Genomic DNA, 26,641 nt, shown 5'->3' on the forward strand with positions numbered 1-26,641 from the left:
CTCCGGATCGATTTTCTTAGGCATGTGCCCATCCTTCCTGACTCAGAAGGAAGCGGCATCAAACCTGGGGTGATTCACCCTCTGGGGCGTCGTGGTCGTGGTCACGACATCTGGATGGGGATGGAAGCCTGCGAAGGTTGTTGGCCGCAATGTCTTTGGAGGACGAGGGAGGCAAGGACGGTACCGAGGTGGTGACGCGCCCCGGCGAGGTCGCCGATCGCAGCGAGGTGGCGGACGAGACCGATGTGTGCGGCGAGGTGGCGGCGTCGGTTCGAGGTGACGCTGAAGTGATGGGCGCGGTGGAAGAACTGGTGGGCCGAGTATGGCGTGGGTGCCCGGTAGACGTCGCGCATGGCATGCAGATACTGACGACGGTGGTCGTCCGGGGGCGAGTGCGTCCCCCTCGGGTTCTCGGTCACAGCGCATCCCTCGAACTAGTACGCGCAGGCTGGGTCAACCCGCGTCATCTAACTACTATAGGGCCTAGTAATTGGCGGCGCGGTGGGTGCTGGAGTTGCGGCGTCACGGACGAGCCCCTGGGGCATACTGGCTGGTGGTGCAGGTGGCGGACCGCCGGGAAGGTGTATTGAGCGTGGGTCTCAGCGAGCACGACGGCGGGCGTCGAGGATCGAGGCGAACGATGGGTGAGCATCCATGAGTGCAGCGGTGGTGCTAGTTGTTGCCGCAGGTGTGCTGGGCTGGCTGTGGCCTCGATGGATGGTTCGGGTGCAGGGCCGTATCGATGCTCGTTGGGTGTTGGTGGCCTGGCCGGCCGCGCAGGTCGTGTTTGCGTTGTTGTGGGTGGGAGCTGTTGTGACGCTGGCGGTTCCCGGTCATTTCGGCATCCATTCGTTGTCTGAGGTGGTGTCGTGTCTGCGGGTGTTGTCACACGGCGCATCCCCGCGGGTGGAAGCGATCTCTGGTGGCGTGCTGGCGGTGGTGACCGTGGCAGCGATTGTCCGAGCGGTGACGATCGCGGTGCGATCGGCGGTGCGGATGCGTGGTGCTCGTGAGGAGTATCTTCAGTCGTTGCGGTTGGTGGGCGCCCGCAGTGAGCGCTATCCCGATGTGTGGTGGCTCGCCGACGGGCGGCCGATGGCGTTTTGTCTGCCGGGCAAGGATGCCGGCATTGCCGCCACGACCGGGTTGCAGGCGGCGTTGTCCGGTGAGGAACTCGATGCCGTCGTTGCTCATGAGCGCGCACACCGGCGGCAACGTCATCACACCGTGGTGTTGGCGGCCCGCGCTCTCGGGCGTGCGTTCCCGCTGATTCCGTTGTTCAGCCGCGCGGGCCGTGAGGTCGCCGGCTTGGTCGAGCAAGCCGCCGATGCCCGCGCGGCCCAGCTGGTGGGTGCGCGGGCGGTCTGCTCGGCGTTGGGAACGTTGGCCCGTTCGGGACCTGTAGCGGGCCCGGTGGGTGTGTTGTCGATCAGCGATTCGTCGTCGGTGGGGCCTCGGTTGAGCCGCTTGGACTCCGGTCACCGGTGCCGGTCGCGACGTCATCATGTGGGTGCTGCCGCGGCGGTGGCTGGTGTGGTGGCGGTGCCGACCACGCTAGCGGTGTCCGGTGTCGTCTCGGCGATGGTGATCGCGATGTGTGTGTAGCCGAGACCGACCCGGGCAGGTCCGACCGCTAGGGGTTGTTGAGAAGCTGCTGCATCCTCGCAATTTCGCTCTCCTGATCAGTGACGATCTGACGTGCCAGAGCGATCGCCTCGGGCGATTGGCCGTCTTGAATCTCGGTCTTGGCCATGGCGATGGCGCCGCGATGGTGTTCGATCATCTGCGTCAGGAACAGGCGCGACGCCTCGGCTCCTTGCGCGTCGCGTAGCTGCTGCATCTGTTCTGGCGACATCATGCCCATCATCGACGGCATCGGGGAGGAACCCGGCGCCATCGACGTACCCATGTCCATGTTGTGTCCCTGGCCCTCGAGTGGGGCTCCCCATTGCTTCAGCCACGACTGCATCTGCTCGATCTCAGGCTGCTGAGCGTCTTTGATCTGCTGGGCCAGACTGACGACCTGGGGGTTGATGTTGTCCTTCTCCAACAGGATGTCGCTCATCATGATCGCCTGGGTGTGGTGCGGGATCATCTGCTGGGCGAACGAGATGTCCGCGCTGTTGTGTTCGGCAGAGGCCGCCGCTGACGATTCGGTACTGACCGTGCTGGTACCCATCCCCGACATCGAGGAATGATCCTCAGTCGAGGTGTCCGAACACGCGGCCACCACTGTCAGAACAGCCGCCGCGGCAGCAACGACGACACCGGTTCGTGTGACTCTCATCGATCTCCTCCTCAAGAGTGATACTTCGCCACCGCCCGGCGGCGCTTCGATAACAATTCTACTAACACCGATAGTAGTTAGTCGCCTGCCCGCACCCACAAAACGGGCGGTGAACTGCGCAAACAAAGCCACCAATGCCCGATTAGTTCGCTTCGTAGTGGAGCCGCGTGTGACTGGTGGGGCACAAGTGACTTGTGGTGTGATCTCGCGGGTACACGCATGGCACTCGTGCGTGGGTCTACGACGTCCGCGGGAAAGGTCCGACCGCATGCAGATGGTGTTGACATCGCTACGGGTCAAGGCGGGGCAGCAGTGGGGCCCCAAAGCGCTGGGGGTGGCAGCGGCGGTGTGTGTGGGTGTTGCGCCTGTGATTGCCACCGCACCGGCGGCGGCCTCGACCGATGGACATGTGGCCGGGGAGCTGATCGCGATCGTGCAGGACTCGGTGAAGGCCGCTTTGGGTGGTGCCGCGGCTGCGAATTTGGGGAAGCCGATCACGCAGACGGCGTCCTGCCTGGGCGCTCAGGCCCAGTCGGGCAGCGTCGGCGATGCGGGCAGTGCAGCCGCACTGCAGTGCTTCGGCACGTTTTCGCTCATTGATCCGATAGACGGGTTCCGGATCATCGACGCGTTACCGCTGGCTCGGCTGGTAGCCACCCTGATCGCCGCAATCGTGCCGCACGATCCGAACGAGCCGCATGGCCCCCAGCCGCAGGAACCCGGAACGCCGACACCGCTGCTGCCCGGTAGTGGCGGTGCGGTGGCGCCGACTGCGGGCGAGATCACGTCCACCTTCGGTGACGGACGGGGCCATCAGGGCATTGATATCGGCAATGATCTGGGCGCGCCCATTGTCGCGATAGCTGACGGGGAGGTCATCACCTCCGGACCTGCCGAGGGGTTCGGGTTGTGGATGCGGATCCGGCACGATGACGGCACGATCACCACCTACGGCCACAACGACGAGAATCTGCTCGAGCAGGGCGCGCGAGTACGGATGGGCCAATCGATCGCCACAGTGGGCAACCGTGGGGTCTCGACCGGCCCGCATCTGCATTTCGAGGTTCTCGACCCGACGGGAGTCAACGTCGATCCGGCACAGTGGCTGGCCGATCGCGGGGTGGTTCTGGCGATGGCCGCTGATGCAGACGCCCGCGCGCCGGGGCCGGTGGTGCCGCAGTGGGTCGGCGAACCACGCCTGTGACGAACCCGGCGTGGTGGGTGGCTCAGGAACGAACGAGGCGAGCGATGGCCGCCGAGGCTTCAGCGATCTTCTCCTGCGCCTCGTCCCCGCCGGCGTGGGCGGCATCGAGCACACAGTGGGTGAGATGGTCGTCGAGCAAACCCAGCGCGACCCCCTCCAGCGCCTTGGTCAGCGCCGAAATCTGGGTCAGGATGTCGATGCAGTACTGCTCCTCGTCGACCATCCGATAGATACCTCGGGATTGCCCCTCGATGCGCTTGAGGCGGGCCAGGTATTTGCCCTTATCGCTGATGTAACCGTGGGAAGAGTGTTCCGAGGCAGAGGATTCTTCCGGGGTGGAGGATTGTCCCGGTGCGGACGCAGCGGTCATGGACTCACCTTCTCAATGGATCTCGGTCGGTTGTGCTGCAGTCCACGCACTGTACTCGCGCCTGGCTGCAGGTCGAGTCGGCGTAACAGTTGCGCGTTGAGTGCGACCACGACCGTCGAGGCTGACATCAGAATCGCTCCGACCGACATCGGCAGGACGAACCCGATGGGCGCGAGAATTCCGGCGGCCAGCGGTACAGAGATCAGGTTGTATCCCGCTGCCCACCACAGGTTCTGCTTCATTTTTCGGTAGCTGGCGTCCGACAGCTCGATGACCGACAGCACCGAGCGGGGGTCGTCGCTGGCGAGGATGACCCCGGCCGAGGCGATCGCGACGTCGGTGCCGGCCCCGATCGCGATGCCCACATCGGCCTGGGCCAGGGCGGGGGCGTCGTTGACGCCGTCGCCCACCATCGCCACCTTGCGGCCTTCGTGCTGCAGTTCGGCCACCTTGCTGGCTTTGTCTTCCGGCCGTACACCGGCGAACACCCGATCGATACCGAGGTCGTGAGCGACGGTGTGCGCCACTGCTTCGGCGTCGCCGGTAATCATCACAACCTCGACCCCGCGGGCGTGCAGCACCTCGACGGCTTGGCGGGATTCCCCGCGCACCTCATCAGCAAGTTTGAGAGCTCCAATCAGCTCAGTGTCGCGGGTGACATGCAGGATGATTGCGCCGTCGGCGCGCCAGCGATCAGCGATGGCCAGTTCCTGATGGCCCTGTTCCTCGAGCATGCGGGGCCCGCCCACCCGCACTGTGGCGCCCTCGACGCGAGCGGTCACACCGACCGCCGGTGACGAGGTGAAGTCGGTGGCCGCCGGCACCGGCCGCGCGCGGTCTCCGGCAGCTGCGACAATCGCTCGCGCCAACGGGTGCTCACTGTCGGCTTCGGCGCTGGCGGCCAGGGCGAGCACGGTGTCCTCATCGACGCCGTCGGCGGCCGCGATCTCGATGACCGTGGGCTCACCCTTGGTCAGGGTTCCGGTCTTGTCGAACAGCACCGCATCCACAGTGCGCATGGCCTCAAGTGCCAACCGGTCTTTAACCAGCACGCCGCCGCGGGCGGCGCGTTCGGTGGCAATGGCCACCACCAGGGGGATAGCCAAGCCGAGTGCGTGCGGGCAGGCGATGACCAGCACGGTGATGGTTCGAATCACCGCCTGGTCGGGTTGGCCGATGACCGTCCACACGATGGCGGTGATGATCGCTGAGCCGAGCGCGAACCAGAACAGCAGCGCTGCAGCGGAATCGGCCAGCCGCTGGGCGCGGGAGGTGGAGTTCTGCGCGTCTGCCACCAGGCGCTGAATCCCGGCCAGCGCCGTGTCATCGCCGGTGGCGGTGATCTGGACCCGCAGCCCCGAGTCGGTGGCCACCGTGCCGGCCACCACCTGATCGCCGATGCCGCGGCGCACCGTGCGCGATTCTCCGGTGACCATGGATTCATCGAGCTCGGCCGAGCCGTCTACGACGCGACCGTCGGCCGGCACGCTGGCCCCCGGGCGCACGATCACCACATCTCCGACCTGCAGCTCACTGGGAGCAACCGTGGTGATCTGGTCGCCATCGACGCGTTCGGCCTCATCGGGCAGCAGCGCGGCCAGCGAGTCCAGGGCCGAGGTCGTCTGGGCCAGCGACCGCATCTCGATCCAATGCCCCAACAGCATGATCACGATGAGCAGCGCCAGTTCCCACCAGAAGTCCAGTTCGTGGTGCAACACACCGATGCTCGCACCCCAGGACGCCACGAAGGCCACCGTGATCGCCAAGGCGATCAACAGCATCATTCCCGGTGCACGCGACCGCAGTTCTGAATAGGCGCCTACCAGGAACGGCCGCCCACCCCAGCAGTACATCACCGTACCCAGCACCGGTGAGACCCACTTCAACACTTCACCATCGGGTAGGTCATAGCCGATGAGCATCGCGAACATGGGCGAAAAGGCCACGACCGGCACAGCCAGGGCCAGCATGATCCAGAACAGCCGCCGGAACTGCCCGGCGTGATCACCATGCCCCCCATGCCCAGCGTGATCATGGTCTGCGCGGGCGCGCTCAGCATGGTGATCGTGGTGGTTGTGTGACGCTGCGGCGAGTTGGCCGTGGTGGCGTTCATCGGCGGCGTCGTGACCGACGTGCTCAGGGGAAGAGTGCTCGTTCATGCCGCTACCTTATACCCCTTGGGGGTATACGTCGAGGGGTTGGTGGGTGGAACTGTGGACGATGAGTGGGGCGGGCTGGTGAAGGCGCGCAGCCGCAGGCTGTTACTGACGACGAACACGCTGGACAACGCCATGGCGGCCCCGGCCAGCATGGGGTTGAGCAGTCCCAGCGCGGCCAGCGGTATCGCGGCGACGTTGTAGGCGAATGCCCAGAACAGGTTCATTTTGATCGTTTTCAGAGTGGTGCGTGCCAAGGCGATCGCGTCGGCGGCAGCGTTGAGGTCGCCGCGGACCAGGGTGATGTCAGCGGCATGCATGGCGGCGTCGGTGCCGGTGCCCATCGCCAGCCCGAGATCGGCGTGGGCCAGGGCAGCGGCGTCGTTGACGCCGTCGCCGATCATGGCCACAACCTTGCCGTCGGATTGCAGGTCGGTGATGACGGCGGCTTTGTCGGCCGGCAAGACGTTAGCGATGACGGTGTCGATACCGACCTCAGCGGCCACGGCATCGGCGACGGTCTGGTTGTCGCCGGTCAACAGGATGGGCGTCATACCCAGTGCGGCGAGCCGGGCGATGGCGTGTGCGCTGGTGGGTTTGATCGCATCGGCGACCGCCAGGACCGCATGGGCGCGGCCGTCCCAGGCGACGAGTACGGCGGTCTGTCCGGCTTCTTCGGCGGCGGTCTGCGCCTCGTTGAGGTGAGGGTCATCCACGGCGATGCCGTGTTCGGCCAGCAGCGTCGGACGCCCGACGGTGACCACACGTCCCTGGACCAGACCGCGCACGCCTCGACCTTCGAAGTTGCGGAAGTCGTCGACCTCGTCGAGCGGCCCGACTTCGGCGGCTGCACCAGCAGCGATGGCGGCCGCGACGGGGTGCTCGGAGGCATTCTCCACCGCCCCCGCGAGGGCGAGCACGTCTTCGCGAGTGGTGGAGGGAGCAGTGGTGACCTGGACGAGTGTCATCTGTCCCGTGGTGACCGTGCCGGTTTTGTCGAGGACAACGGTGTCGACGGTTCGGGTGGATTCGAGGACTTCGGGGCCTTTGATCACGATGCCGAGTTGGGCTCCGCGGCCGGTACCGACCAGAAGTGCGGTCGGGGTGGCCAGTCCCAGAGCGCAGGGGCAGGCGATGATCAGCACAGCGACCGCGGCGGTGAACGCCGCTTGCAGGGGATAGCCGGCGCCGATCCACGCGCCGAGGACAGCGATGGCGACGGCGATGACCACCGGCACGAAGACACTTGAGATCCGGTCGGCCAGTCGCTGGGCGTGGGCTTTGCCGGTCTGGGCGCGTTCGACCATCGCGGCCATTTGCGCGAGTTGGGTGTCCGCTCCCACGCGGGTCGCCCGCACCCGCAGGTGCCCGCCGGCGTTGACCGTTCCGCCGGTCACGGTGTCGGCGGGGGCGACCTGGACTGGCATCGACTCGCCGGTGACCATGCTGGCATCGACTGCCGAGGTGCCGGACACCACCACACCGTCGCTGGCGATCTTCTCGCCGGGGCGCACATTGAACTCGTCGTCAATGGCGAGCTCGCCGATCGGGATCCGATGCTGGTGGCCGTCCCTGATCACTGTGACGTCTTTGGCGCCCAGCTCCAACAAGGCCCGCAACGCCGCACCGGCGCGCCGTTTGGACCGCTTCTCGAAGTATCGGCCGGCCAGGACGAACATCGTGACCCCCGCGGCTACCTCAAGGTAGATGTTGCCTGCACCGTCAGAAGCGCTGACCGTCAGGGTGAATCCTTTACCGGACTAGGATGGCAGGAGCTCGCCAGCAATGCGTTTGCCGCAATCATCTGCTGACGACCGTCTCCCGAACCGACGCGCCAACGAAGGCGTGACTGCTCTTGTCAGAGCTTGATCTTGACATTGTCACCGCGGCTGATTGCTTCGGCGATGCTGGTCAAAGTCGGCTCGACGAGGGCGGTGCCAAGCTTGCGTTGCAGCGCTCGCTTGACCGTGGCTACGGGCTGGCCTTTGCACTGGCGGTAGACGGCGTCGACCTCCCGCTGCATGTTTCCCGCAACCTGCTTCGCGAGCTTCTTCTCGAAGTTCGGATCCATCGTGAATCCAGCCATGTCGTCCCCCTTGTGGTCACCACTTGAGTGATCACGATCGTATCTGCGGGCACCGACACCAACCCCGCCATCAGCGTCTACCTGACCATCCGCCTGACGAGGTAGCGAGCGTCACGGCCGACTCCCCGTAAAGATGCGGAGGAGAGGCTGCGCTGCCATTCGAGGCCGATGTAGCCGAGTCCGGTGTGGGTGGTGGACAGGCCTTTCCGTTGCCGGGGGCGCCCGTCCTGGTCGAGAGCACCGATACCGGCGAGGTAGGGCAGGTGGGGTGTGTATCCGGTGGCAAGGACGATCGCGTCGACGTCGCTGGAGGTGCCGTCGGGCCATACGGCGGTGTCGCCGTCGAGTCGGGTGAACATCTCGCGGGCAACGGGTTGGGATGCGGCGAGGGCGGCGCGGTAGCGGCCGGTGTCGAAGACCGGCACGGTGGGCGGGTTGGTGATCCGGTGCCCGATGGGGAGGGCGTCGATGCCGGTGATGGTGAACCAGAAGTGCATGTCGCGGCCGAGGGGGCGTTGCGGGGCGAACTTCACCGGTGTGCGGCTGGCGAGGGTGACTGTGGTGGTGTCGGCGAGTTCCGCGGCGATCTGGACCGCGGAGTTGCCGGCGCCGACGACGATGACGTTCTCCCCGGTGTGGTCGGCGGGGGTGCGGTAGGTGCTGGCATGCAGCAGTTTTCCGGTGAACGTGTCTTGTCCTGGCAGTGCCGGGAGGTGGGGTGAGCCGAATCCGCCTGTGGCGGCGACGAGCCGGGGTGCGGTGAAGGCGGTTCCGATGTCGGTGTGGGCGGTGAAGGTGTGGCCGTCGTGGTCGACGGCGTCGACCCGGTGGTTGAGGTGGATGTCGACGTCGAGGCCCTTGGCGTAGCGGCGCAGGTAGTCGACGACTTCGTCGCGGTGCGGGTAGTGGTCGGGGTCGCCGGGGAAGGAAAGCCCGGGTAGGGAGCTGTATTTCGCGGGCGAGAACAGGGTGAGGCTGTCGTAGTAGTGCGGCCAGGATCCGGCGGTGTCGTCGGAGGCTTCGAGGATCGCGGCGGTCAGGCCACGCTGGCGGAGGGAGTGGGCAGTGGCCAGGCCGGACTGGCCGGCGCCCACGATGAGGGCGTCGTAGTGGGACATGTGGGGGTCCTTCGAATCAGGGAGTGGCGTCGACGGTGCGGCGGGGGACGCTGGCGGCCGCGACGAGGGCTGCGAGGAGTGCGATGGCACCGAGGACGAGGTAGGCGTGGGCGTAGCTGCCGGTCCAATTCGACAGGGCGGTGCCGGCCCACGGGGCGAGTGCCATCACGATGACGATGGGGGCGGACATCAGGCCGTTGAGGCGGCCGTAGTGGACGGCGCCCCACCGGTCGGTGATGGCGGTGGCTTGGACGAGGGTGAACAGTCCACGGATCAGTCCGGCGCCGATCGCGACGGTGATCAGGGTCACGACCGTGGTCACGACACCCAGTAGTGCGGTGCTGACGGCGGTCGCGACGAGAACACCTATGGCACGGCTGCGAGCCGAGGTACGGGCCGCGAGGGGCAGGTAGCCGATGCGGCCGAGGAGCTGTCCCGCCCCACTCAGGCCGAGGGTCAAAGCCGCCAGAGACGGGGAGAAGCCTTGTTCGATGAGCAGCGGCACGAGGTTGAACACGCCAGCGAAGGCGGCGAACGCGCCGAGGCTCAAGGCGGCGACGAGGGCGAGGAACGCGGGGCTGCGGGAGGCGTCGCGGTGATCGGCCGCGTCTCCGTGCGCCGGTGCCGGTGGGTGCGGCCAGCGCCCGCGCAGCCCCCACAGGTGGGCGGGGATGGTGATGACGGCGAGGATCGCCGCGAGGATGAGATAGGTGGCGCGCCAGTCGGTTCGCTCGACCAGCGTCGCGGCGAGCGGGGCGAAGACGGTGCTCGCCAGGCCCGCGGCGAGGGTGAGGATCATCAGCGCCTTGACGTAGCTGTCGCCGTACCAGCGGGTCAGCGCCGCGAACGCGGGCGGGTAGAGAACGCCGCCCATCGCGATGCCGGCGAGGATCCAGCCGGCGTAGAACGTCGGCAGGTTGTGTGCGGTCGCGATGAGGAGCAGTGCGGGCACGGCGAGTACGGAGCCGGCGGTCATGATGGCGCGCGGGCCGATGCGGTCGATGATGCGGCCGACGGGGATGCCGGTGAATGCGGCGGCGAGCTGGCCGATCGAGAACGCGGCCATGATCGTCTGTAGGGACCAGCCGGTGTCGTCCGCGATGGACACCGACAGCACGGGGAAGGCGTAGTAGAGGATGCCCCAGCTGGTGATCTCCGTCAGGCACAGGATCGCCAAGACCCGCCGCAGACCAGCCGCGGGAAGGGTGTCGGTCTGCGGCGGGGCCTTGGTGTCCGTCATCGGGCTATCGTGACCCGCCGGGTGCGGTCAGGGTCACCAACTCTGGCTGCGGCGCGCCGCAGCAGCCGCCTTCCGAGGCGTCGGCGTCGGGCTCGTCGAATACCCCTGCGCCGCCGCAGACCCCGGTTTCGGGGAGGATCAGCTCGACGCGGGCGGCGGCCTCGTGGTCACCGGCGATCGCGGCGGCGATGCTGCGGACCTGCTCGTACCCGGTCATGGCCAGGAACGTCGGTGCGCGGCCGTAGCTCTTCATTCCGGCCAGGTAGAAGCCGGGTTCGGGGTGGCTGAGTTCCTCGGCGCCGTGCGGGTAGACGGTGCCGCAGGAGTGCACGTTCGGGTCGATCAGCGGGGCCAGCTCGATCGGGGCCTGCAGGACCGGATCGAGGCCGAGGCGGATCTCCGACAGCCAGGACAGCTCGGGCCGGAAACCGGTGAGCACCACGACACGGTCGACACCGTCGACCCGCTGACCGTTGTCGGAGGTCAGGGCAACCCGGTCCTGATCGGCGGGTTCGACTGCGGCGGTGCGGAACCCGGTGACGACGTTCAGCAGGCCGTCGTCGACGGCCTTCTTCGCCTTCAGGCCCAGGGCGCCGCGGGCGGGCAGCTGGTCGGATTCGCCGCCACCGAATGTGGAGGCGACGTCGCCGCGGCGCAGGATCCAGGTGATCCGGGTGCCGGGTGCTTCCTTCTCGAGCGCGGCGAGGGCAACGATGGCGTTCAGTGCCGAGTGGCCGCCGCCGGCGATCGCGGTGTGCTTGCCCGCGTACTGCGCGCGCACTTCCCGGTCGTCGAGGTCCGGGACGCGGTAGGAGATGACGTCGGCCGCGGCCTTCTCGCCGAGCGCGGGTAGTCCTTCGCCGCCGAGCGGGTTCGGGGTGCCCCAGGTGCCGGAGGCGTCGATGACCGCCTGCGCAAGCACACGTTCCTCGGTGCCGTCGGCGCGGCGGATGTGCACGGACAGCGGTTCGGTGTCGCGGCCGGAGTCGACGACGAGGTCGCGGCCGCGGCGGGCGACGCCGATGACCTCGGTGCCGAACTGCACGGCGTCACCGAGTGCGGCGGCGAGCGGGACGAGGTAGTCGCGGACCCACTCCTGCCCGGTCAGATACGCCTCATCGTCGGGGGCATTCCAGCCGGTCTGGTCGAGCAGGCGGCGGGCGGCGGGGTCGATGACCTCGGCCCAGCGGGAGAACAGTCGCACGTGGTTCCACTCGGCCACGGCAGCTCCTGCGCGGGGGCCCCGCTCGAAGACCAGCGGGGTGAGCTGGCGTTCGCGCAGTTCGGCGGAGGCGGCCAGACCGATGGGTCCGGCACCGATCACGACGACGGGCAAGTCGTTCATCATTCGACCTTTCATCGATGTTCTTCGATCAATGCCCACAGTATCGATGGCCATCGATGAATGCAACCATCGATGCCGATCGATATACTGAGTTCATGGTTACGTCCACTGAGTCCGCCGAGTGCCGTGTCCCGCCGAGTGCAGGTGCCGGGCATCCGTCGGCCGGTTTGGCGGCCGAGGACGCGGCCACCTACGCCGGTTGGTTCGCCTGCCTGGCCGAACCGACCCGTGTCCGGCTTCTCCACGAGGTCGCCAGCACCCCGGCCGGCGTCAGCATCGGGGAGCTGGCCACACGGCTGGGCATCGGCCAGCCGACCATCTCGCACCACGTCCGCAAGCTCGCCGACGTCGGCTTCGTGACCGTCCACAAGGACGGCACCAGCTCCGTCGTGGTGGTCAACCCGGCGTGCTGCACCGGCCTGCCGAGCGCGGCCGACGCAGTCATGGGCCTGCTCACCCAGCGCCCGTGCTGCCCGGACGATCTCCCCGGCGACGTGACCGTTCGACCGATGACCGACGAGGACTGGCCCGCCGTGCGCCGCATCTACAGCGACGCCATCGCCACCGGTCTCACCACCTTCGCCACCGAGGTGCCGCCTCGGAAGACGCTGGACACCCAGTGGCTCCCGGATCACCGGTGGGTCGCCGAGATCGACGGCACCGTCGTCGGCTGGGCCGCCCTAACCCCCGCGTCGCCCCACGAGCACTTCCGCGGGGTCGCAGAAAGCGCGGTCTGTGTCGCCGAAGGCTGGCGCGGCCGCGGCGTCGGCAAGGCCCTGCTCCGAACGCAGGTGATCGCCGCCGACCAGGCCGGCCTGTGGACGCTACAGACCTCGGTCTTCCCGGAGAACCGGGCCGCGATCGCGCTGCACCACTCCGCCGGGTTCCGCACCGTCGGGGTCCGCGAACGCATCGCCCAACTCGGCGGCGAGTGGCGCGACACCGTCCTGCTCGAACGACGATCCGAGACCGAGGCCGCCACCAGCTGCGCGGCGTTCTGACCGTCGTGGACATCGAGCTGCTCTACTTCGACGGCTGCCCCAACTGGCAGATCGCCCGGGACCAGATCGCCGAGGCCCTCGCCGCGACCGGGAACGCCGGAACGCCGATCGTGCTCCGGGCGATCGACACCCAGGACGAGGCAGAACGCGAAGCGTTTCCGGGATCGCCCACCATCCGCATCGACCGGGTCGACGCGTTCGGGCCGACCACCGGGGTGGGACTGACCTGCAGGGTCTACCACACCGCCAACGGCCCCGCCGGAGCACCGACAGTTCCCGACCTCGTCGAGGCGCTCCGCCAGGCGGAGCTGCGGCGACACTGACGTCAGACACTCAGTCCGCGTATGCGGACCGTGCGTTCGAGCATCGTCGAAATGTCGAATTGGCGGAAACCGACCCGATCAGTGACCTCGCGAGTGAGGGCAAAGATGCCCGCTCGTTCCGCCCACAGCGCAGCACTGCACCGAAGGCGACACGAGCGGGTTCACGGCCGAAGCAACATGCGACCTAGCAGCAGCCCGTCATCGGCGTGCACGCGCACATCTCACATGTTCCGTTCGCCATCATTACCTGACAGGTCCACCAGGCCTGCAGATTCGTCAGCCAGTTCTCCATGTCCTCACCTGATCTCCAACCCCCATCTAACATCGTAGTTCATCGGTTATCATCGCCGTATGACGATTGATCGTGCGGATGGTTGCCTGACAGCCGGGAGTACCGGCTCGACCCTCGATGCGGCGGTGGCGTTGTTCCACAGCCTGTCGGACGGGACCCGGTTGGCGATCGTGCGCCGCCTCGCTGCGGGTGAGGCTCGGGTGGCGGATCTGGTCGGCGAGTTGGGGTTGGCGCAGTCGACGGTGTCGGCGCATGTGGCGTGTCTGCGAGACTGCGGGCTGGTGACCGGCCGCCCGCAGGGGCGGCAGGTGTTCTATGCGCTGGCCCGGCCGGAGTTGATGGATCTTCTCGCCTCGGCGGAGACGCTGCTGGCGGCGACCGGGAACGCGGTCGCGTTGTGCCCGAACTACGGCACCGATGCCGAGGAGAAGTCATGAGCGACGCGTGCGGCTGCGGCCACGACGAACCCCGCCCCGAAGGCGAGGAAGAACACGAGCCCGAAAAGCTCTGGCACATCACCGAGATCCGCGCCGCCGCCGCGGCCGGCGTGCTGCTGGTCGCGGCGCTGATCGTTCGCGTGACCGGCGGAGCCGATGCGCTCGCTGTGGGGTTCGAGGCGGCCGCGCTGATCGTGGCGGGTTACACGTTCGTCCCGTCCACGCTCAAGAGGCTGGCCAAGGGCAAGATCGGCGTCGGCACGCTGATGACGATTGCCGCCGTCGGAGCGGTGCTGCTCGGCGAGGTCGGCGAGGCCGCCATGCTCGCGTTCCTGTTCGCGATCAGCGAGGGGCTCGAGGAGTACGCGGTCACCCGCACCCGCCGCGGCCTGCGGGCCCTGTTGTCCCTGGTCCCGGACACCGCCACGGTGCTCCGCGGCGGCCGCGAGGAGACCGTCCCGCCGGCCGAGCTCGCTCTCGGCGAGATCATGATCGTCAAGCCCGGGGAGCGGATCGCGACCGACGGCGTCATCCGCACCGGACGCACCGCCCTGGACACCTCCGCGATCACCGGCGAATCGGTGCCCGTCGAGGCCGGTCCCGGCGACGAGGTGTTCGCCGGGTCGATCAACGGCACCGGAGTCCTCGAGGTCGAGGTCACCGCTGGCGCGCAAGACAACTCGCTGGCCAAGATCGTGCGGATCGTCGAGGCCGAGCAGTCCCGCAAGGGCGAAGCGCAACGCCTGGCCGACAAGATAGCCAAGCCGCTTGTCCCGGCCGTGATGGTCGCGGCCGCGGTCATCGCCGCAGTCGGCAGCCTCGCCGGTGATCCGCGGGTGTGGATCGAACGCGCCCTCGTCGTGCTCGTCGCCGCCTCACCGTGCGCGCTGGCGATTGCCATCCCCGTGACGGTCGTCGCCGCGATCGGCGCCGCGTCCAAGCTCGGCGTCCTGGTCAAGGGCGGTGCCGCCCTCGAAGCACTCGGCCGCATCCGCACCGTCGCGCTGGACAAGACCGGCACTCTCACCCGCAACCAGCCCGTCGTGATCGACGTCGCCGCCGCTAACGGCGCCACCCGCGGCGACGTCCTCGCGGTGGCCGCGGCGTTGGAGGCCCGCAGCGAACACCCGCTGGCCCGAGCGATTCTCGCCGCCGTCGGCCACTACGTGCCCGCCGACGATGTCGATGCCGTGACCGGCGCGGGCCTGACCGGCCGCATCGACGGCGCACCGGTTCGGCTCGGTCGACCCGGCTGGATCGACCCCGGCCCCCTCACCGCCGACATCGAACGGATGCAGCGTGCCGGCGCCACCGCGGTCCTGATCGAGCGCGCCGGAACCGTGATTGGGGCGGTCGCCGTCCGCGATGAACTCCGCCCCGAGGCACACGAGGTGATCGCCGGCCTGCGCCGCGACGGCTACCAGGTCGCGATGCTCACCGGCGACAACGACCGCACCGCCCGCGCCCTGGCCGCCGACGTCGGCATCGACGAAGTGCACGCCGACCTGCGCCCCGAGGACAAGGCCCGCATCGTCGGAACCCTCCGCGCTGCGCGACCGACCGCGATGGTCGGCGACGGAGTAAATGACGCCCCCGCCCTCGCCACCGCAGACCTCGGTATCGCGATGGGCGCAATAGGAACCGACGTGGCGATCGAGACTGCCGACGTCGCTCTGATGGGCGAGGACCTGCGCCACCTACCTCAGGCGCTGCACCACGCGCGCCGGTCTCGGACGATCATGCTGCAGAACGTCGGCCTGTCCCTGGCGATCATCACCGTCTTGATGCCGCTGGCCCTGTTCGGTGTCCTCGGCCTGGCCGCGGTCGTCCTCGTCCACGAAGTCGCCGAGATCGTCGTCATCGCCAACGGCGTCCGCGCCGGACGCGCCCGAACCCTCACCGCAGCGACACCCTCGGCGATCACGCGCGAACCGATCGCCGGGACTCGGTCATGACCTACGCCGAGCCCACCACCTCGACCTCAGCCAGGTGGCGCCGCGGCCGCCGCACCCTCGTCGCGGTCGCCGTCGCCTTAGCTGCGATCGCGCTGGTCGTCGATCCGATTGCACGCGACACTCTTTCCTGGGGTCGGACCGTCGATCTCGGCCTGCTGCAACTGCGCCTGACCTACAACACCGGGGTCGCTTTCAGTCTCGGCGACCAACTCCCCACCGCCGTCGTTCTTGCCGCCACCGCGGCCATCACCGCCACGATCAGTGTGTTCGCGTGGCGTACCGCACCGGACAGTCACCCGATCCAGACCGTCGGGCTCGCCGCGATCGTCGCCGGCGCCGCCGCCAACGTCATCGACCGTCTTCTCGACGGCAAGGTCACCGACTACTTCCACACCGGATGGTTCGCCACCTTCAATATCGCCGACACCTACATCACCTGCGGCGTCGTCCTCGTCATCGGCGCATTGCTCCTCGAATCCAACGAGGACCACTCACCATGACCCGCATACCCGAGCACCTTGCGCAACGCCCACACCGCGGAAGCGTCCGGGTGAACGTGGGCGCGCTCGTCGCCGGTCCCTTATCGGACGAGTGTGGTCAGTCGTCGAGGTCGAGTTGGGCGACTGCAGCTTTGGCAGTGCGTCCGACGCCGAGGATGGTCGCCGAGCCGGGGCCGGTCCAGTCCCCGTAGCCGAGCAGGTGCAGGCGGGGCTCCTTGAGCGCCTTCGTGCCCGAGACGGCGATCGTGCCGTCGTGCTCGCGCAACCGCAGCGGACGCAGGTGGGCCAGCGCGGGCCGAAAGCCGGTGGCCCACACAATGACATCGGCGTGCTGAACCGTGTTTCCCCAGGCGACGCCGTCTCGGGTGAGACGGTCGAACATCGGTAGCGCCTGCAGGACACCACGATCGCGGGCCTCACGCACCTCGGGCACCATGACGATGTCGCCGAGGGAAGCCGGTCCGCCGGGATCGGGTTTCCCGGCGGCGATCGCCGCGGCGCGCTCGGATGCGACCTGGAACAGCACCCGCCCGTCGACGTCGTCGGCGAGGAAGCGGGGTGGCCGGGTCGTCACCCACGTGGTGGTGGCCACGGTGGAGATTTCGGCGACGAGCTGGGCGGCGGAGTTGCCGCCACCGACGATCACCACCCGGGCGCCAGCGAAGTCCGACGGTTGCCGGTAGTCGACCGTGTGGAGTTGGCGGCCGGTGAACTCCCGCGCACCCGGGTACAGCGGCCAGAACGGTTGCTGCCAGGTGCCGGTCGCGCTGATCACCCGCCGGGCCCGCCAGATCCGTTGGTTCGTGGTGACGGCGAGGTGCTGCCCGTCGCGGTCCACACCGGTGACCCGGACGGGCCGCTTGATCGGCAGGTCGTAGCGCTCCTCGTAGGCGGTGAAGTAGTCGACCACGTGCGAGGCGGGCGGGAAACCGTCCGGCCACGGCGGCATCGGCCATCCCGGCAGGGCCGCGAACTCCGCCGGGGAGAACAGCCGCAGCGACGGCCACGTGTGTGGCCATGCCCCGCCGGGTACCGGTTGGTCGTCGAGGATCACGAACCGGTGCCCGGCTCGCCGCAGGTAGTAGCCCGCGGCGAGCCCGGCCTGTCCGCCACCGATCACGACCACATCCATGTCGGTCACCGATCGCTGCTGCATCATGCTCAGACGGTGACGGGCTCGCCCGCGGCGGCGAGGGTGTTCTCGGTGATCTCCCCCTGGTCGGCCAGCCAGCGCTCGGCGTCGATCGCGGCGGCACAGCCGGTGCCGGCCGCGGTGATGGCCTGACGGTAGGTGTGGTCGACCAGGTCGCCGGCCGCGAAGACACCCTCGGTGGAGGTGGCGGTGGTCGGCGACTGCACCTGGACGTAGCCGGCGGCGTCGACGTCGACCTGGCCCTTGACGAGCTCGCTGCGCGGGTCGTGGCCGATGGCGACGAACATGCCGGTGACGTCGAGCGTGGACCGCTCGCCGGTGACCGTGTCGCGGACCACCAGGCCGGTGACGCTGTTCTCACCCAGCACCTCGACCGGCTCGGCGTTGGTGACGAAGCGGATCTTCTCGTTCGCCTTGGCGCGCTCGAGCATGATCCGGGACGCGCGGAACTCCTCGCGGCGGTGCACGAGGGTGACGCTGCGGGCGAACTTGGTCAGGAAGGTGGCCTCCTCCATCGCGGAGTCGCCGCCGCCGACCACGACGATGTCCTGGTCGCGGAAGAAGAAGCCGTCGCAGGTGGCGCAGGCGCTGACGCCGCGGCCGAGGAGCTTCTCCTCCCCCGGGATACCGAGGTAGCGGGCAGCGGCACCCATCGCGAGAATGACGGCGCGGGCGTAGTACGTCTCACCGTTCGCGACGACCTTCTTGACCGGGCCGTCCAGCTCGATCTCCTCGACGTCCTCGGTGCGGATGTCCGCGCCGAAACGCTTGGCCTGCTCGCGCATCTCGTCCATGAGATCCGGGCCCATGATGCCCTCGCGGAAGCCGGGGAAGTTCTCCACCTCGGTGGTGGTCATCAGCGAGCCGCCGAACTGGGTGCCCTCGAAGAGCAGGGGCTCGAGCTCCGCGCGGGCGGCGTAGACGCCGGCCGTGTATCCGGCGGGTCCGGAGCCGACGATGATCAGGTCGTGGATGGTCGCGTCAGTACTCAATGAGGAGCCTTCCGTGCGGCCCCCGCAGGGGCGAAGAGGTGGACGTTGTCGGTCAGGAACGGGCGGGCTCGGCGGTCAGTTCTGCGATCAGCGCCTCGACCTTCGCCTTGATCTCGTCACGAATCGGGCGGACCGCGTCGACACCCTGACCGGCCGGATCCTCGAGAACCCAGTCGCGGTAGGACTTTCCGGGGAAGACCGGGCACGTGTCGCCGCAGCCCATCGTGATCACCACGTCGGAGGCCTGTACCGCGTCCACGGTGAGGATCTTCGGGGACTGCGTCGAGATGTCGATGCCGACCTCGGCCATCGCCAGGGTCGCGGCGGGGTTGACCTGGTCGGCCGGGGCGCTGCCCGCGGAGCGGACCTCGATCCGGTCACCGGCCAGCGCGGTGAGGAATCCGGCGGCCATCTGGGAGCGGCCGGCGTTGTGCACGCAGACGAACAGGACCGACGGAGTGGCGTTCGGGGAATCGGTGGTCATCGAGAACCTTTCGGGAAGATGGAGGGGTCAGGCCTGGGTGGTGGTGGTGAGTTCGGTGAGCAGGCCGCGGACACGAATATCGATCTCGTCGCGGATCGCGCGCACCATGTGCGGCGATTGCCCTTCCGGGTCGGGTACCGACCAGTCGAGATACCGTGTGCCCGGATGGACCGGGCAGGCGTCGCCGCAGCCCAGGGTGACCACCACGTCGGCGACGGCGACGACCTCGTCGGTCAGCGGCTTGGGATACGCGGCGGCCAGGTCGATTCCGGTTTCGGCCATCACCGCGAGGACGGCGGGATCGATCCCGCCGGTCGGGGCCGAGCCCGCCGAATGGACGTGGACACGGCCGCCGCTGTGGTGGTCGAGCAGCGCCGCCGCCATCTGCGAGCGGCCGGTGTTGTGGGCGCAGACGAACAGCACCTCGGGCGCCGTCTTCACCACGGAACCGTCGGTGTGGGCGCGGGCGGTGAGGCGTTCGGCGGCCAGCCTGGGCGCGAGCGCCGTCAGATGGGTGTGCACCGTGGCGGTCTCGCGGAGCGCGGCGTACGACTCGAACACCGTCCGCTCCACCGTTTCCGGGGAGAAGACCCCGACGTATCTGCCGGCGAGATGCTCGGCGGCCCGCCGCAGGACCGCCTCGGGGACGAGTAGTTCGGACTGATGGCGGTCGACATGCTGGGACATGTTCGTCTCCTGGCCTTCTCGGGTCACGAAGCGATGGGTGCGGGAGAGTCCGTGCGGTTGAAGCGTTTGCGTAGCGCGAGGGAGACGTAGACCAGGCCGACGAGGACGGGGACCTCGATCAGCGGTCCGACGACCCCGGCGAGGGCCTGGCCGGAGGTGACGCCGTAGGTGGCGATGGCGACCGCGATGGCGAGCTCGAAGTTGTTGCCCGCGGCGGTGAACGCGAGGGTGGTGGTGCGCTCGTAGCCCAGTCCCATTGCGGCGCCGAGTGCGTAGCCGCCGCCCCACATGATCGCGAAGTACGCGAGCAGCGGGATCGCGATCCGGACGACATCGAGTGGCTGCGAGGTGATCTGGTCGCCCTGTAGCGCGAAGAGGATCACGATGGTGAACAGCAGGCCGTAGAGCGCCCAGGGGCCGATCTTCGGCAGGAACCGCTCCTCGTACCACTCGCGGCCCTTGGCCTTCTCCCCGAAGTGGCGGGTGAGGAACCCGGCGAGCAGCGGGATGCCGAGGAAGATCAGTACGGACTTGGCGATCTGCCACGGTGAGGTGTCGATGGTGGTCTGTTCGAGGCCCAGCCAGCCGGGCAGCACCGAGAGGTAGAACCAGCCGAGGACGGCGAACATGATTACCTGGAAGACGGAGTTGATCGCGACCAGGACGGCGGCCGCTTCGCGGTCGCCGCAGGCGAGGTCGTTCCAGATGATGACCATCGCGATGCAGCGCGCGAGGCCGACGATGATCAGACCGGTCCGGTATTCGGGCAGGTCGGGCAGGAAGATCCAGGCGAGCGCGAACATCAGCGCCGGGCCGAGGACCCAGTTCAGCAGCAGGGAGCCGAGGAGGAGTTTGCGGTCGCCGGTGACGGTGTCGAGGCGGTCGTAGCGCACCTTCGCGAGGACCGGGTACATCATGATCAGCAGACCGAGCGCGATCGGCAGGGAGATGCCGTCGAGTTCGACGGCCCCGAGTGCGTCACCGAGGCCGGGGATCATCCGGCCCAGGAGCAGGCCGGCGACCATCGCCACACCGATCCACACCGGCAGGAACCGGTCCAGGGTCGAGAGCTTGCCGACAACAGCGGGATGGGTGGTCGTCTCGGTCACCGGGCCACCTCCACGACCGCAGCTGCGGGCACGCAGGCCGAGCCTTCGACGACACCGACCTCGGACGCCAGCACCGCCGACAACTGCGCGAGCGCGGACGGGATCACCCGGTAGTAGACCCAGGTGCCGCGGCGCTCACAGTCGAGCAGACCGGCCTCGCGCAACACCTTGAGGTGATGCGAGATCGTCGGCTGCGACAGCTCGAACGCCGGGGAGATGTCGCACACACAGCTCTCGCCGTTCTCGTGGCTGGCGATCAGACTCAGCATCCGCAGACGCACCGGATCCCCGAGCGCCTTGAACATCCGGGCCAGGTCAGAGGCCCAATCTGAGGTCAACGGCTCCCGCGTGATGGGCGAGCAGCAGGCCTCGACCCCACTCGACGATTGATTCGACATACGTCTATATTGACTCTTATCGATTCAACTCGTCAACCGAACGGCCGGTGAACACGGCCACCCCGGAAGGATCCGAGCGTGAACAAACCTTCGGTGCTGTTCGTCTGCGTGAAGAACGGCGGCAAGTCCCAGATGGCGGCCGGGCTGATGCGCAAGGCCGCCGGCGACGCGGTCGAGGTGCACTCGGCCGGCACCAAGCCTGGCGCCGCGGTCAACGCCCTGTCCGCGCAGTCGCTTCTCGAGGTCGGCGTGGACATCACCGCCGAGACCCCGAAGGCGATCGACCCGCAGCTGCTGCGGGCAGTCGACGTGGTGGTCACCCTCGGCCGCGAGGCCCACGTCGATCCCGTCCCGGGGACCCGGTTCGAGAACTGGGACACCGACGAGCCGTCCGAACGCGGCATCGACGGCATCGACCGCATGCGCCTGGTCCGCGACGACATCGCCGCCCGCGTCGACCGGCTCGCCGCCCAGCTCACCGCCCCCACCCACCCCTGAGAACTGAGAGGCCCCCCTGATGACCCGTATCGAGGTTTTCGAGCCCGCACTGTGCTGCAACACCGGAGTGTGCGGCGACGACGTCGACCAGGCCCTGGTCACCTTCACCGCCGACATGGACTGGATCAACACCCAGGGCGGCGACATCGCCCGCTTCAACCTCGCCAATGAGCCCCTCGCCTTCGCCGAGCGGGAACCGGTCAAGGCGTTCCTGCAGCTCTCCGGCTCAGAGGGCCTGCCCCTCGTCCTCGTCGACGGCGTCACCGCCGTCACCGGCCGCTACCCCGACCGCGCCCAGCTCGCCAAGTGGGCCGGCATCGCCCCCGAACCGGTGGCCGCGCCCGCCGCGATCCAGATGCTCGGCCTCACCGACACCACCGACGCCGGATCCACCCGTGGGCCTGGGTGGTCAACAACTCGATCGCTGCAGCTCACCCGACATCACCGCTGCTCCGACGGCGTGCCGGGACAGAAGTCGTCGAGATCAGCTCCATCACCAGCACACACAACCGGAGTGCGATCGTGCCGATGCTGGCCACTGAACCTGTAGGGATCAACGCACTGAATGCACTGACCCGCCCGTCCGAGACGACCCAGTCGAACCTCCCGCCGACCTAGAATCTCCCGCACCACTGGAACTTGGTCTGGTCATCCAATTCCCGACGTTCTTTTGAACTTCGGCGTGCCGCTGGTTCACTGAACGACCGTCTCGCCCTGAGCGGATCAGCGAGCCGACGGGATACCCAAGTCGGCCAGGCCTGTTCGGCCGTACGGGCCCGATCGGTCGAGGACCGTGAGCTTGCGGATCGCCGCGTCTCGGCTGGTCTCGAGCCCTTGGATTTCGCCGAGCCACCCGTTTGTTCGCGCTTCAGCGATCCTCTCGCGCAGGTTCGCGATGATCGCGACCAATCGTGGTCGCGCCCGGGGGTCGACACGGAGCATCGGGCAACGGATACAGGCGTGTTCATGGTTGCAGGGGGATCCGTAGGGGCGACCGCAGGTGCCGAGTTCAAGCTGTCGGGTCGCGAAGTGCTGCTCGAACTCAGCCCACTCTGTATCGGTGGGTTCCCGGTACTCGACGGCGGGGCGCATCGCTCGACGGTGGTCGAGGTAACGGCGGTAGGACCCGATCAGCTCATCCTGGAAAACCGCGACGTACCCCTGCGTGGTGGTGATGTTGGCGTGTCCGAGGAGCTTGGCGGCGATGTGGACCGGGAGTCCGCCCGTAACCGCGTCCGTGGCGAACAATCGCCGGAAGTCGTGCGGTGTGAAGTGCAACGGCTCGCCGGCCGCGTCACGAAGGCCGATGCGCTCGATCGCCTCTTCGAGAAGGCGTCGCAGGGTTCCGTACCCGATCACTGAACGTCGGTGCCCGTTGCGGCACTGGAAGAGGTGCGGAAGCGCTGGACCTGTCGTCCGCTCATGCTTGTCGTATCTGGCGACCAGCGGGATCACTCCATCGTTCTCACCGCGTAGTCGAGTGATAATCGAGGCGAGGACGCTGGCGAGTTCGGGGCTGACGAGCAGCAGGCGCTCCTCGTTGCTCTTCGAGGGAAGAATCTGCAGAAGTGGCACCGTCTCGCCCGTATCCGGCGGCCTGTAGGTGACGAGTGCGAGGTGAGTGAGTTCGCCGAGCTCTTCCACTCGTATTCCGGTGTGGCGCAGTGTCTCGATAACAGCCCAGGTCCAGAAGGCGTCGTCTTCCTCCTTGACGACGTCGATGCGCCGGCCCGCTGGATCGATGACGTGAACGAACGTCGTGTTGCCGTTGACGCGTCGCTTGTCGCTGGGGTCGACCCTGCGGTATTTCGTTGCGCGGTACTCGAACTCTTCGCCGGGTTGGGCCCTCCGCGCATGGTCGAGAAGCGCCGCCCGGTCTTCGCGATGGTCGTTTGCGCTGTCCACGAGACGGTCGAGATGTGGAAGCCGAGTGCGGACGCGTTGGTGCATCCGGGCTTGTCGGGTGCGCTTGGCCTTCTCGATTCCCTTTGTGTCCATACGGTGCACGGGAGACGGAGCCGCCCACGGAGCCCAATAGGGATCCGCGAGGGCCCACTCCTGGATGTCGAGGTAGAACGCGCGCACAACCATCAGCACGTCCAGGTAATTCAGCCGCGGTCTGGTGGACCCATCTCGATTCGTGACGGTACGCAAGCGCAGCTTCCAATCTCGCGCGGCATTGTCGCTGAGGTGCAGGGAGTCGACACCCGGATGGTGGGCTTCGATATCAGCCCAGAAGGAGCCGAGTAGGCGGGCTGTTGAGTCGAAGGAGGTGTAGTCCAGCGCTGGCTTCCTCTCGTTGAGATAGCGAACGAGGAGATCCCGGATAGCCGAGTTCTGGATGGCGAATCGGTCGATGATCTGTTCGGCGCTGCGCTGGCCGACTCTCAGACACGTCAGCAGGTCGTTGTCGGGAATGGGGGCAATCCCGCGGACGAGATCCCAGGCCGCGTGGACGCCGTTCGGGTTGGACCCGTTGGAGTGCCGGTTGTCTGCAAGATAGTCGGTGAAGTCATGTAGCTGCAGTTGGTTGAGGTCTCGGCCGGTTGCCAGGACCATCTTGCTCAACACCAACCGCGCTTCGCGGAACTGGTACGCCGTCAGTTTGGCGCGCGGTGCGTTGGCGGCGATGCGTTCCCAGAGATCGGGGCGGAGCCTCTCTCGAACCGTCTCGTACAGGCTTCGTGCCCTGTATGCGCGCAGGAACGCGTAGTCGACGATCACCACTCGATGGATGAGGAGCGCCGGCACTGTGTCGATCACGTTCCTGCGGGCGACTCCGCGCGCCGAGAGATGCTCGGTCATGGTGGTGATCCAGCTCGGGTAGTCGTTCCCCGATGCGGCTGACCACCGCTCTTGCCAGCCGGTTCCGGGGAATGTGGAGAGCCACTCGAGGATGCCGCGCAGCGCGATCGCGGCCCGCTCGCCGCGTACCGGGTGATTCCGCCAGCGAAGGTCTGCCTCCACGGCGGCAAGCACCTCATCGATCGAGTGGCCGTCGTGGTGTCCGTGAACGCGCTCGGGGCGGACGGTCACTGAGGGAGTTGCCACTGTCGTCAGCACAGATCCTCACCGCCAAACAGAACAGACATGTCATGGTCCCGGTATCCCAGCGACTTCCCCGCGAGGGGGTGTGGTGGTGAAGGCCTGCTCAGGTGCTCGAGTACACGCGACGCCACCTGGACATCTGATTCGTGCAGGTACACCTGGACGGTCGTGGCGATTTGTCGGTGGCCGAGGATTGTCTGAACGTCACGGAGCGAGAGCTTCGAGTCGTCGGCCATACGTCGTGCGGCAGTGTGCCGCAGATCGTGCATGCTCCAGTTGGTTCCGAGCGCGACGTTGGTGCGACGGAAGACGCCTCGGAGCGTTTCGTAGTTCATCGGTTGGCGGGACGCACCAGCCCGACGATTGCGGACGCGAAGGGTCCACCACAGTGGGGCGTTCGGTTGCACATCATCGATCTCGGACAGATACAGGCGGAGCCACAGCAGCGCCTCCGCGCTCACAGGTAGCCATTGTTCGTCCCGTGAACCTTTACGAGTCACCCGCACCAACTGCTCGCCCCAGTCGACGTCGGCCATCCGCATCCCGAGGATCTCCCCAGCTCGGGCACCATTGCTGACCGCCATCGACAGCAGTGCCCTGTCGCGATTGGAGGTGAGCGCACCGAAGAGCCGAACCCATTCCGGATCGGGAAGGACCCTCGGACGACGTTTCGGTATGGGCGGGTTGTAGCGAAGCCGGCCGTCGGTTCGGAATGATTCGAGGGGGTTGTGGTGCGCATGGGCGCGCCGGCTCGCGTTGCGCAACTGGACTGGGTTTACCAGGGGCCCAGTCCCTTCGATGATGGCCCATTCGTAGAAGGTGCGCAGCACCGCATTGCTGTGGCGGATGGTCCGCGGCTTGTAGCGGTCGTCGAGGTACTGCTTGCGTGTGACGGCGTTGATCGTGCCCGCGGTCGAGACGGACACGGTCCGCCGACCACTTTCCGGCTTGATGGCATCAGACAACCAGAGAACGAACTCGCGCAGGTCTTCTTGTGTGGCACGGTTCCACGGCCGGTCGATCACACGCAACCAGCGCCACCATCGCAGCAGGTCATACGCATAGCTCCGAACCGTCCCGGCGCGGTGACCACGAGTGACCAACTCCTTCAGAAACTCGCCGACCGGCTCGATCTCACGATCGTCCGGTCCAACCAGAGACCAGAACGGAACCCCATCTACTGGGTTCACACGACCCCAGGCCGGAAGCCTCGTCGGCACACCCTTCGCGTCTTCACGGTTCACGGACACTCCCTTCAACAGTGCCCTCGACAATGACCACGCTGACCGCCCCCGCCTCGATCGTCCTCGGCGTGTCCGAACTTAGTCCGGTCAACATCCCGTGGGTCGTGCCTGGTTGTCCGGCGGTGCCGAAGAACAACGCATACAACGACCACAACAGCGCCGCGGTGGTGCCGACCGAGATGAGGGTGTCCATGGTGGCCGCACCGTGGCGCAGGTTGAGCAACGCGGCGCGATGAAACGGCCATGCCGCCCACACGATCACTGGCGCGGCCAACGTCAACGACGCCCACTGCCAGTAGGTGAACTGCAACGCCGGGACCATTGCCAGCGCGATCACCGGTACCGAGAGAACCACCGCACCGATCAGTCGGTGACGCAAGGCCACGAGCTCCCCGTCGTCGTCCGAAGGGTCATCGTCGGGGGCGGCACCTTTGGTGGGAGTGGCGGGCAGCGCAGCGTGGTATCCGGCCTGTTCGATGGTCTCGATCAGCAGGTGTGGGTCGACACCGGCGGGTGCGCTGACGTGAGCTTTTTCGGTGGCGTAGTTCACCGAGGCGCTCACTCCGTCGAGTTTGTTCAGTGTGCGTTCGATGCGTGCCGCGCACGATGCACACGTCATGCCCGACACGGCGAGTTCGATATCGACGGCGCCTGTCTGCTCGGCGGTGGCCGCAGGTGGGTGGATCGGAGCTGAGGTGGTCATGGGGGGTTCCT

Annotated in this window: 25 protein-coding genes and 2 pseudogenes; 9 read left to right on the forward strand and 18 right to left on the reverse strand. The window is 67.5% G+C overall.

From position 1 onward, the window contains the following. Positions 1–101 precede the first annotated feature (101 nt). Positions 102–419 carry a hypothetical protein gene (locus BPODLACK_RS21580; protein WP_024499308.1) on the reverse strand — a complete coding sequence of 106 codons (318 nt, stop codon included), beginning with the start codon at positions 417–419 and terminating at the stop codon, positions 102–104. A 235-nt stretch (positions 420–654) separates the two neighbouring features. Between BPODLACK_RS21580 and BPODLACK_RS21585 the strand changes: the two genes are divergently transcribed. Continuing rightward, positions 655–1,605 carry a M56 family metallopeptidase gene (locus tag BPODLACK_RS21585; protein ID WP_005179979.1) on the forward strand — a complete coding sequence of 317 codons (951 nt, stop codon included), beginning with the start codon at positions 655–657 and terminating at the stop codon, positions 1,603–1,605. Positions 1,606–1,633: 28 nt separating this feature from the next. Here BPODLACK_RS21585 and BPODLACK_RS21590 read toward each other — a convergent pair whose 3' ends face one another. Next, positions 1,634–2,287, reverse strand: coding sequence for a DUF305 domain-containing protein (locus BPODLACK_RS21590; RefSeq protein ID WP_024499309.1), 654 nt, complete (start codon positions 2,285–2,287; stop codon positions 1,634–1,636). Between the two features lie 268 nt (positions 2,288–2,555). Here BPODLACK_RS21590 and BPODLACK_RS21595 point away from each other — a divergent pair, with 268 nt between their 5' ends. Next, positions 2,556–3,491: a M23 family metallopeptidase gene (locus BPODLACK_RS21595; RefSeq protein WP_024499310.1), complete on the forward strand. Its 936-nt coding sequence runs from the start codon at positions 2,556–2,558 to the stop codon at positions 3,489–3,491. A 22-nt stretch (positions 3,492–3,513) separates the two neighbouring features. Here BPODLACK_RS21595 and BPODLACK_RS21600 read toward each other — a convergent pair whose 3' ends face one another. The 7 genes from BPODLACK_RS21600 to BPODLACK_RS21630 all read right to left on the reverse strand — a co-directional run bounded on the left by BPODLACK_RS21600 (position 3,514) and on the right by BPODLACK_RS21630 (position 11,806). Next, positions 3,514–3,861 (reverse strand): metal-sensitive transcriptional regulator, encoded by a 348-nt coding sequence (locus BPODLACK_RS21600; RefSeq protein ID WP_005195356.1) that lies wholly within the window; start codon positions 3,859–3,861, stop codon positions 3,514–3,516. Then, on the reverse strand, positions 3,858–6,020 hold the full coding sequence (locus tag BPODLACK_RS21605; RefSeq protein ID WP_024499311.1) for a copper-translocating P-type ATPase: 2,163 nt from the start codon (positions 6,018–6,020) through the stop codon (positions 3,858–3,860). Before BPODLACK_RS21605 ends, BPODLACK_RS21600 begins: the two co-directional genes overlap by 4 nt. Beyond that, the gene (locus BPODLACK_RS21610; protein ID WP_024499312.1) at positions 6,017–7,696 is read right to left on the reverse strand and encodes a heavy metal translocating P-type ATPase; all 1,680 of its coding nucleotides are present in this window, start codon (positions 7,694–7,696) and stop codon (positions 6,017–6,019) included. The genes BPODLACK_RS21605 and BPODLACK_RS21610 overlap by 4 nt, the downstream gene beginning before the upstream one ends. A 179-nt stretch (positions 7,697–7,875) precedes the next feature. After that, positions 7,876–8,103, reverse strand: a complete 228-nt coding sequence (locus tag BPODLACK_RS21615; protein WP_005195354.1) for a hypothetical protein — start codon at positions 8,101–8,103, stop codon at positions 7,876–7,878. Between the two features lie 77 nt (positions 8,104–8,180). Next, positions 8,181–9,221 carry a flavin-containing monooxygenase gene (locus tag BPODLACK_RS21620; protein ID WP_005195353.1) on the reverse strand — a complete coding sequence of 347 codons (1,041 nt, stop codon included), beginning with the start codon at positions 9,219–9,221 and terminating at the stop codon, positions 8,181–8,183. 16 nt (positions 9,222–9,237) lie between these two features. Continuing rightward, positions 9,238–10,461 carry an MFS transporter gene (locus BPODLACK_RS21625; protein WP_005195350.1) on the reverse strand — a complete coding sequence of 408 codons (1,224 nt, stop codon included), beginning with the start codon at positions 10,459–10,461 and terminating at the stop codon, positions 9,238–9,240. A 4-nt stretch (positions 10,462–10,465) separates the two neighbouring features. Next, positions 10,466–11,806 (reverse strand): NAD(P)-binding domain-containing protein, encoded by a 1,341-nt coding sequence (locus BPODLACK_RS21630; protein ID WP_005195348.1) that lies wholly within the window; start codon positions 11,804–11,806, stop codon positions 10,466–10,468. A 95-nt stretch (positions 11,807–11,901) separates the two neighbouring features. Between BPODLACK_RS21630 and BPODLACK_RS21635 the strand changes: the two genes are divergently transcribed. The 5 genes from BPODLACK_RS21635 to lspA all read left to right on the forward strand — a co-directional run bounded on the left by BPODLACK_RS21635 (position 11,902) and on the right by lspA (position 16,314). Next, on the forward strand, positions 11,902–12,807 hold the full coding sequence (locus BPODLACK_RS21635) for a GNAT family N-acetyltransferase (protein WP_005195334.1): 906 nt from the start codon (positions 11,902–11,904) through the stop codon (positions 12,805–12,807). Positions 12,808–12,812: 5 nt separating this feature from the next. Continuing rightward, on the forward strand, positions 12,813–13,130 hold the full coding sequence (locus BPODLACK_RS21640) for a hypothetical protein (protein WP_005195331.1): 318 nt from the start codon (positions 12,813–12,815) through the stop codon (positions 13,128–13,130). A 351-nt stretch (positions 13,131–13,481) separates the two neighbouring features. After that, positions 13,482–13,859 (forward strand): ArsR/SmtB family transcription factor, encoded by a 378-nt coding sequence (locus tag BPODLACK_RS21645; protein WP_005195330.1) that lies wholly within the window; start codon positions 13,482–13,484, stop codon positions 13,857–13,859. After that, a complete protein-coding gene (locus tag BPODLACK_RS21650) occupies positions 13,856–15,814 on the forward strand; it encodes a heavy metal translocating P-type ATPase (protein WP_005195329.1) in 1,959 nt (652 codons plus the stop codon). Before BPODLACK_RS21645 ends, BPODLACK_RS21650 begins: the two co-directional genes overlap by 4 nt. After that, positions 15,811–16,314, forward strand: coding sequence for a signal peptidase II (gene lspA / locus BPODLACK_RS21655; RefSeq protein WP_005195328.1), 504 nt, complete (start codon positions 15,811–15,813; stop codon positions 16,312–16,314). The genes BPODLACK_RS21650 and lspA overlap by 4 nt, the downstream gene beginning before the upstream one ends. A gap of 97 nt (positions 16,315–16,411) precedes the next feature. Here lspA and BPODLACK_RS21660 read toward each other — a convergent pair whose 3' ends face one another. Genes BPODLACK_RS21660 through BPODLACK_RS21685 form a run of 6 tightly spaced genes read right to left on the reverse strand, consistent with a single transcriptional unit; the run spans position 16,412 to position 21,137 of the window. Then, the gene (locus tag BPODLACK_RS21660; protein ID WP_005195327.1) at positions 16,412–17,473 is read right to left on the reverse strand and encodes an ArsO family NAD(P)H-dependent flavin-containing monooxygenase; all 1,062 of its coding nucleotides are present in this window, start codon (positions 17,471–17,473) and stop codon (positions 16,412–16,414) included. 2 nt (positions 17,474–17,475) lie between these two features. Continuing rightward, on the reverse strand, positions 17,476–18,459 hold the full coding sequence (trxB, locus tag BPODLACK_RS21665) for a thioredoxin-disulfide reductase (RefSeq protein ID WP_005195324.1): 984 nt from the start codon (positions 18,457–18,459) through the stop codon (positions 17,476–17,478). Between the two features lie 52 nt (positions 18,460–18,511). Further along, positions 18,512–18,943 (reverse strand): arsenate reductase ArsC, encoded by a 432-nt coding sequence (locus BPODLACK_RS21670; RefSeq protein WP_005195323.1) that lies wholly within the window; start codon positions 18,941–18,943, stop codon positions 18,512–18,514. A 27-nt stretch (positions 18,944–18,970) separates the two neighbouring features. Continuing rightward, a complete protein-coding gene (locus BPODLACK_RS21675) occupies positions 18,971–19,630 on the reverse strand; it encodes an arsenate reductase ArsC (RefSeq protein WP_005195321.1) in 660 nt (219 codons plus the stop codon). 23 nt (positions 19,631–19,653) lie between these two features. Continuing rightward, a complete protein-coding gene (gene arsB / locus BPODLACK_RS21680; protein WP_005195320.1) occupies positions 19,654–20,739 on the reverse strand; it encodes an ACR3 family arsenite efflux transporter in 1,086 nt (361 codons plus the stop codon). Then, the gene (locus BPODLACK_RS21685) at positions 20,736–21,137 is read right to left on the reverse strand and encodes an ArsR/SmtB family transcription factor (protein WP_005195318.1); all 402 of its coding nucleotides are present in this window, start codon (positions 21,135–21,137) and stop codon (positions 20,736–20,738) included. Before BPODLACK_RS21685 ends, arsB begins: the two co-directional genes overlap by 4 nt. 78 nt (positions 21,138–21,215) lie before the next feature. Between BPODLACK_RS21685 and BPODLACK_RS21690 the strand changes: the two genes are divergently transcribed. Both BPODLACK_RS21690 and arsD read left to right on the forward strand, forming a co-directional pair. After that, the gene (locus BPODLACK_RS21690) at positions 21,216–21,635 is read left to right on the forward strand and encodes an arsenate-mycothiol transferase ArsC (protein ID WP_005195317.1); all 420 of its coding nucleotides are present in this window, start codon (positions 21,216–21,218) and stop codon (positions 21,633–21,635) included. Between the two features lie 19 nt (positions 21,636–21,654). Beyond that, positions 21,655–22,038 (forward strand): annotated as a pseudogene (arsD, locus tag BPODLACK_RS21695) (arsenite efflux transporter metallochaperone ArsD); the annotation flags it as partial. A 320-nt stretch (positions 22,039–22,358) separates the two neighbouring features. On the opposite strand, the gene BPODLACK_RS21700 reads toward arsD, so the two are convergent. The 3 genes and pseudogenes from BPODLACK_RS21700 to BPODLACK_RS21710 all read right to left on the reverse strand — a co-directional run. Next, positions 22,359–24,686 (reverse strand): tyrosine-type recombinase/integrase, encoded by a 2,328-nt coding sequence (locus BPODLACK_RS21700; protein WP_157226812.1) that lies wholly within the window; start codon positions 24,684–24,686, stop codon positions 22,359–22,361. A 5-nt stretch (positions 24,687–24,691) separates the two neighbouring features. Next, entirely contained in the window at positions 24,692–25,927 is a 1,236-nt protein-coding gene (locus BPODLACK_RS21705) for a tyrosine-type recombinase/integrase (RefSeq protein WP_005195314.1), read from the reverse strand. Between the two features lie 84 nt (positions 25,928–26,011). Beyond that, a pseudogene (locus BPODLACK_RS21710) lies at positions 26,012–26,630 on the reverse strand (cation transporter); the annotation flags it as partial. Between the last annotated feature and the right edge of the window lie 11 nt (positions 26,631–26,641).

It is taken from the genome of Gordonia sp. YY1 (genome assembly GCF_009872315.1).
GTDB lineage: Bacteria > Actinomycetota > Actinomycetes > Mycobacteriales > Mycobacteriaceae > Gordonia > Gordonia amicalis.

What these genes read in the sequence shown, in the direction of transcription:
- BPODLACK_RS21630 (WP_005195348.1), bottom strand. Translation starts at nt 11,806, where the DNA reads ATGAACGACTTGCCCGTCGTCGTGATCGGTGCCGGACCCATCGGTCTG.
- BPODLACK_RS21625 (WP_005195350.1), bottom strand. Translation starts at nt 10,461, where the DNA reads ATGACGGACACCAAGGCCCCGCCGCAGACCGACACCCTTCCCGCGGCT.
- BPODLACK_RS21660 (WP_005195327.1), bottom strand. Translation starts at nt 17,473, where the DNA reads ATGATGCAGCAGCGATCGGTGACCGACATGGATGTGGTCGTGATCGGT.
- BPODLACK_RS21635 (WP_005195334.1), top strand. Translation starts at nt 11,902, where the DNA reads ATGGTTACGTCCACTGAGTCCGCCGAGTGCCGTGTCCCGCCGAGTGCA.
- BPODLACK_RS21595 (WP_024499310.1), top strand. Translation starts at nt 2,556, where the DNA reads ATGCAGATGGTGTTGACATCGCTACGGGTCAAGGCGGGGCAGCAGTGG.
- BPODLACK_RS21650 (WP_005195329.1), top strand. Translation starts at nt 13,856, where the DNA reads ATGAGCGACGCGTGCGGCTGCGGCCACGACGAACCCCGCCCCGAAGGC.
- BPODLACK_RS21600 (WP_005195356.1), bottom strand. Translation starts at nt 3,861, where the DNA reads ATGACCGCTGCGTCCGCACCGGGACAATCCTCCACCCCGGAAGAATCC.
- BPODLACK_RS21585 (WP_005179979.1), top strand. Translation starts at nt 655, where the DNA reads ATGAGTGCAGCGGTGGTGCTAGTTGTTGCCGCAGGTGTGCTGGGCTGG.
- BPODLACK_RS21605 (WP_024499311.1), bottom strand. Translation starts at nt 6,020, where the DNA reads ATGAACGAGCACTCTTCCCCTGAGCACGTCGGTCACGACGCCGCCGAT.
- BPODLACK_RS21685 (WP_005195318.1), bottom strand. Translation starts at nt 21,137, where the DNA reads ATGTCGAATCAATCGTCGAGTGGGGTCGAGGCCTGCTGCTCGCCCATC.
- BPODLACK_RS21620 (WP_005195353.1), bottom strand. Translation starts at nt 9,221, where the DNA reads ATGTCCCACTACGACGCCCTCATCGTGGGCGCCGGCCAGTCCGGCCTG.
- BPODLACK_RS21615 (WP_005195354.1), bottom strand. Translation starts at nt 8,103, where the DNA reads ATGGCTGGATTCACGATGGATCCGAACTTCGAGAAGAAGCTCGCGAAG.
- BPODLACK_RS21590 (WP_024499309.1), bottom strand. Translation starts at nt 2,287, where the DNA reads ATGAGAGTCACACGAACCGGTGTCGTCGTTGCTGCCGCGGCGGCTGTT.
- BPODLACK_RS21610 (WP_024499312.1), bottom strand. Translation starts at nt 7,696, where the DNA reads ATGTTCGTCCTGGCCGGCCGATACTTCGAGAAGCGGTCCAAACGGCGC.
- lspA (WP_005195328.1), top strand. Translation starts at nt 15,811, where the DNA reads ATGACCTACGCCGAGCCCACCACCTCGACCTCAGCCAGGTGGCGCCGC.
- BPODLACK_RS21675 (WP_005195321.1), bottom strand. Translation starts at nt 19,630, where the DNA reads ATGTCCCAGCATGTCGACCGCCATCAGTCCGAACTACTCGTCCCCGAG.
- BPODLACK_RS21645 (WP_005195330.1), top strand. Translation starts at nt 13,482, where the DNA reads ATGACGATTGATCGTGCGGATGGTTGCCTGACAGCCGGGAGTACCGGC.
- BPODLACK_RS21670 (WP_005195323.1), bottom strand. Translation starts at nt 18,943, where the DNA reads ATGACCACCGATTCCCCGAACGCCACTCCGTCGGTCCTGTTCGTCTGC.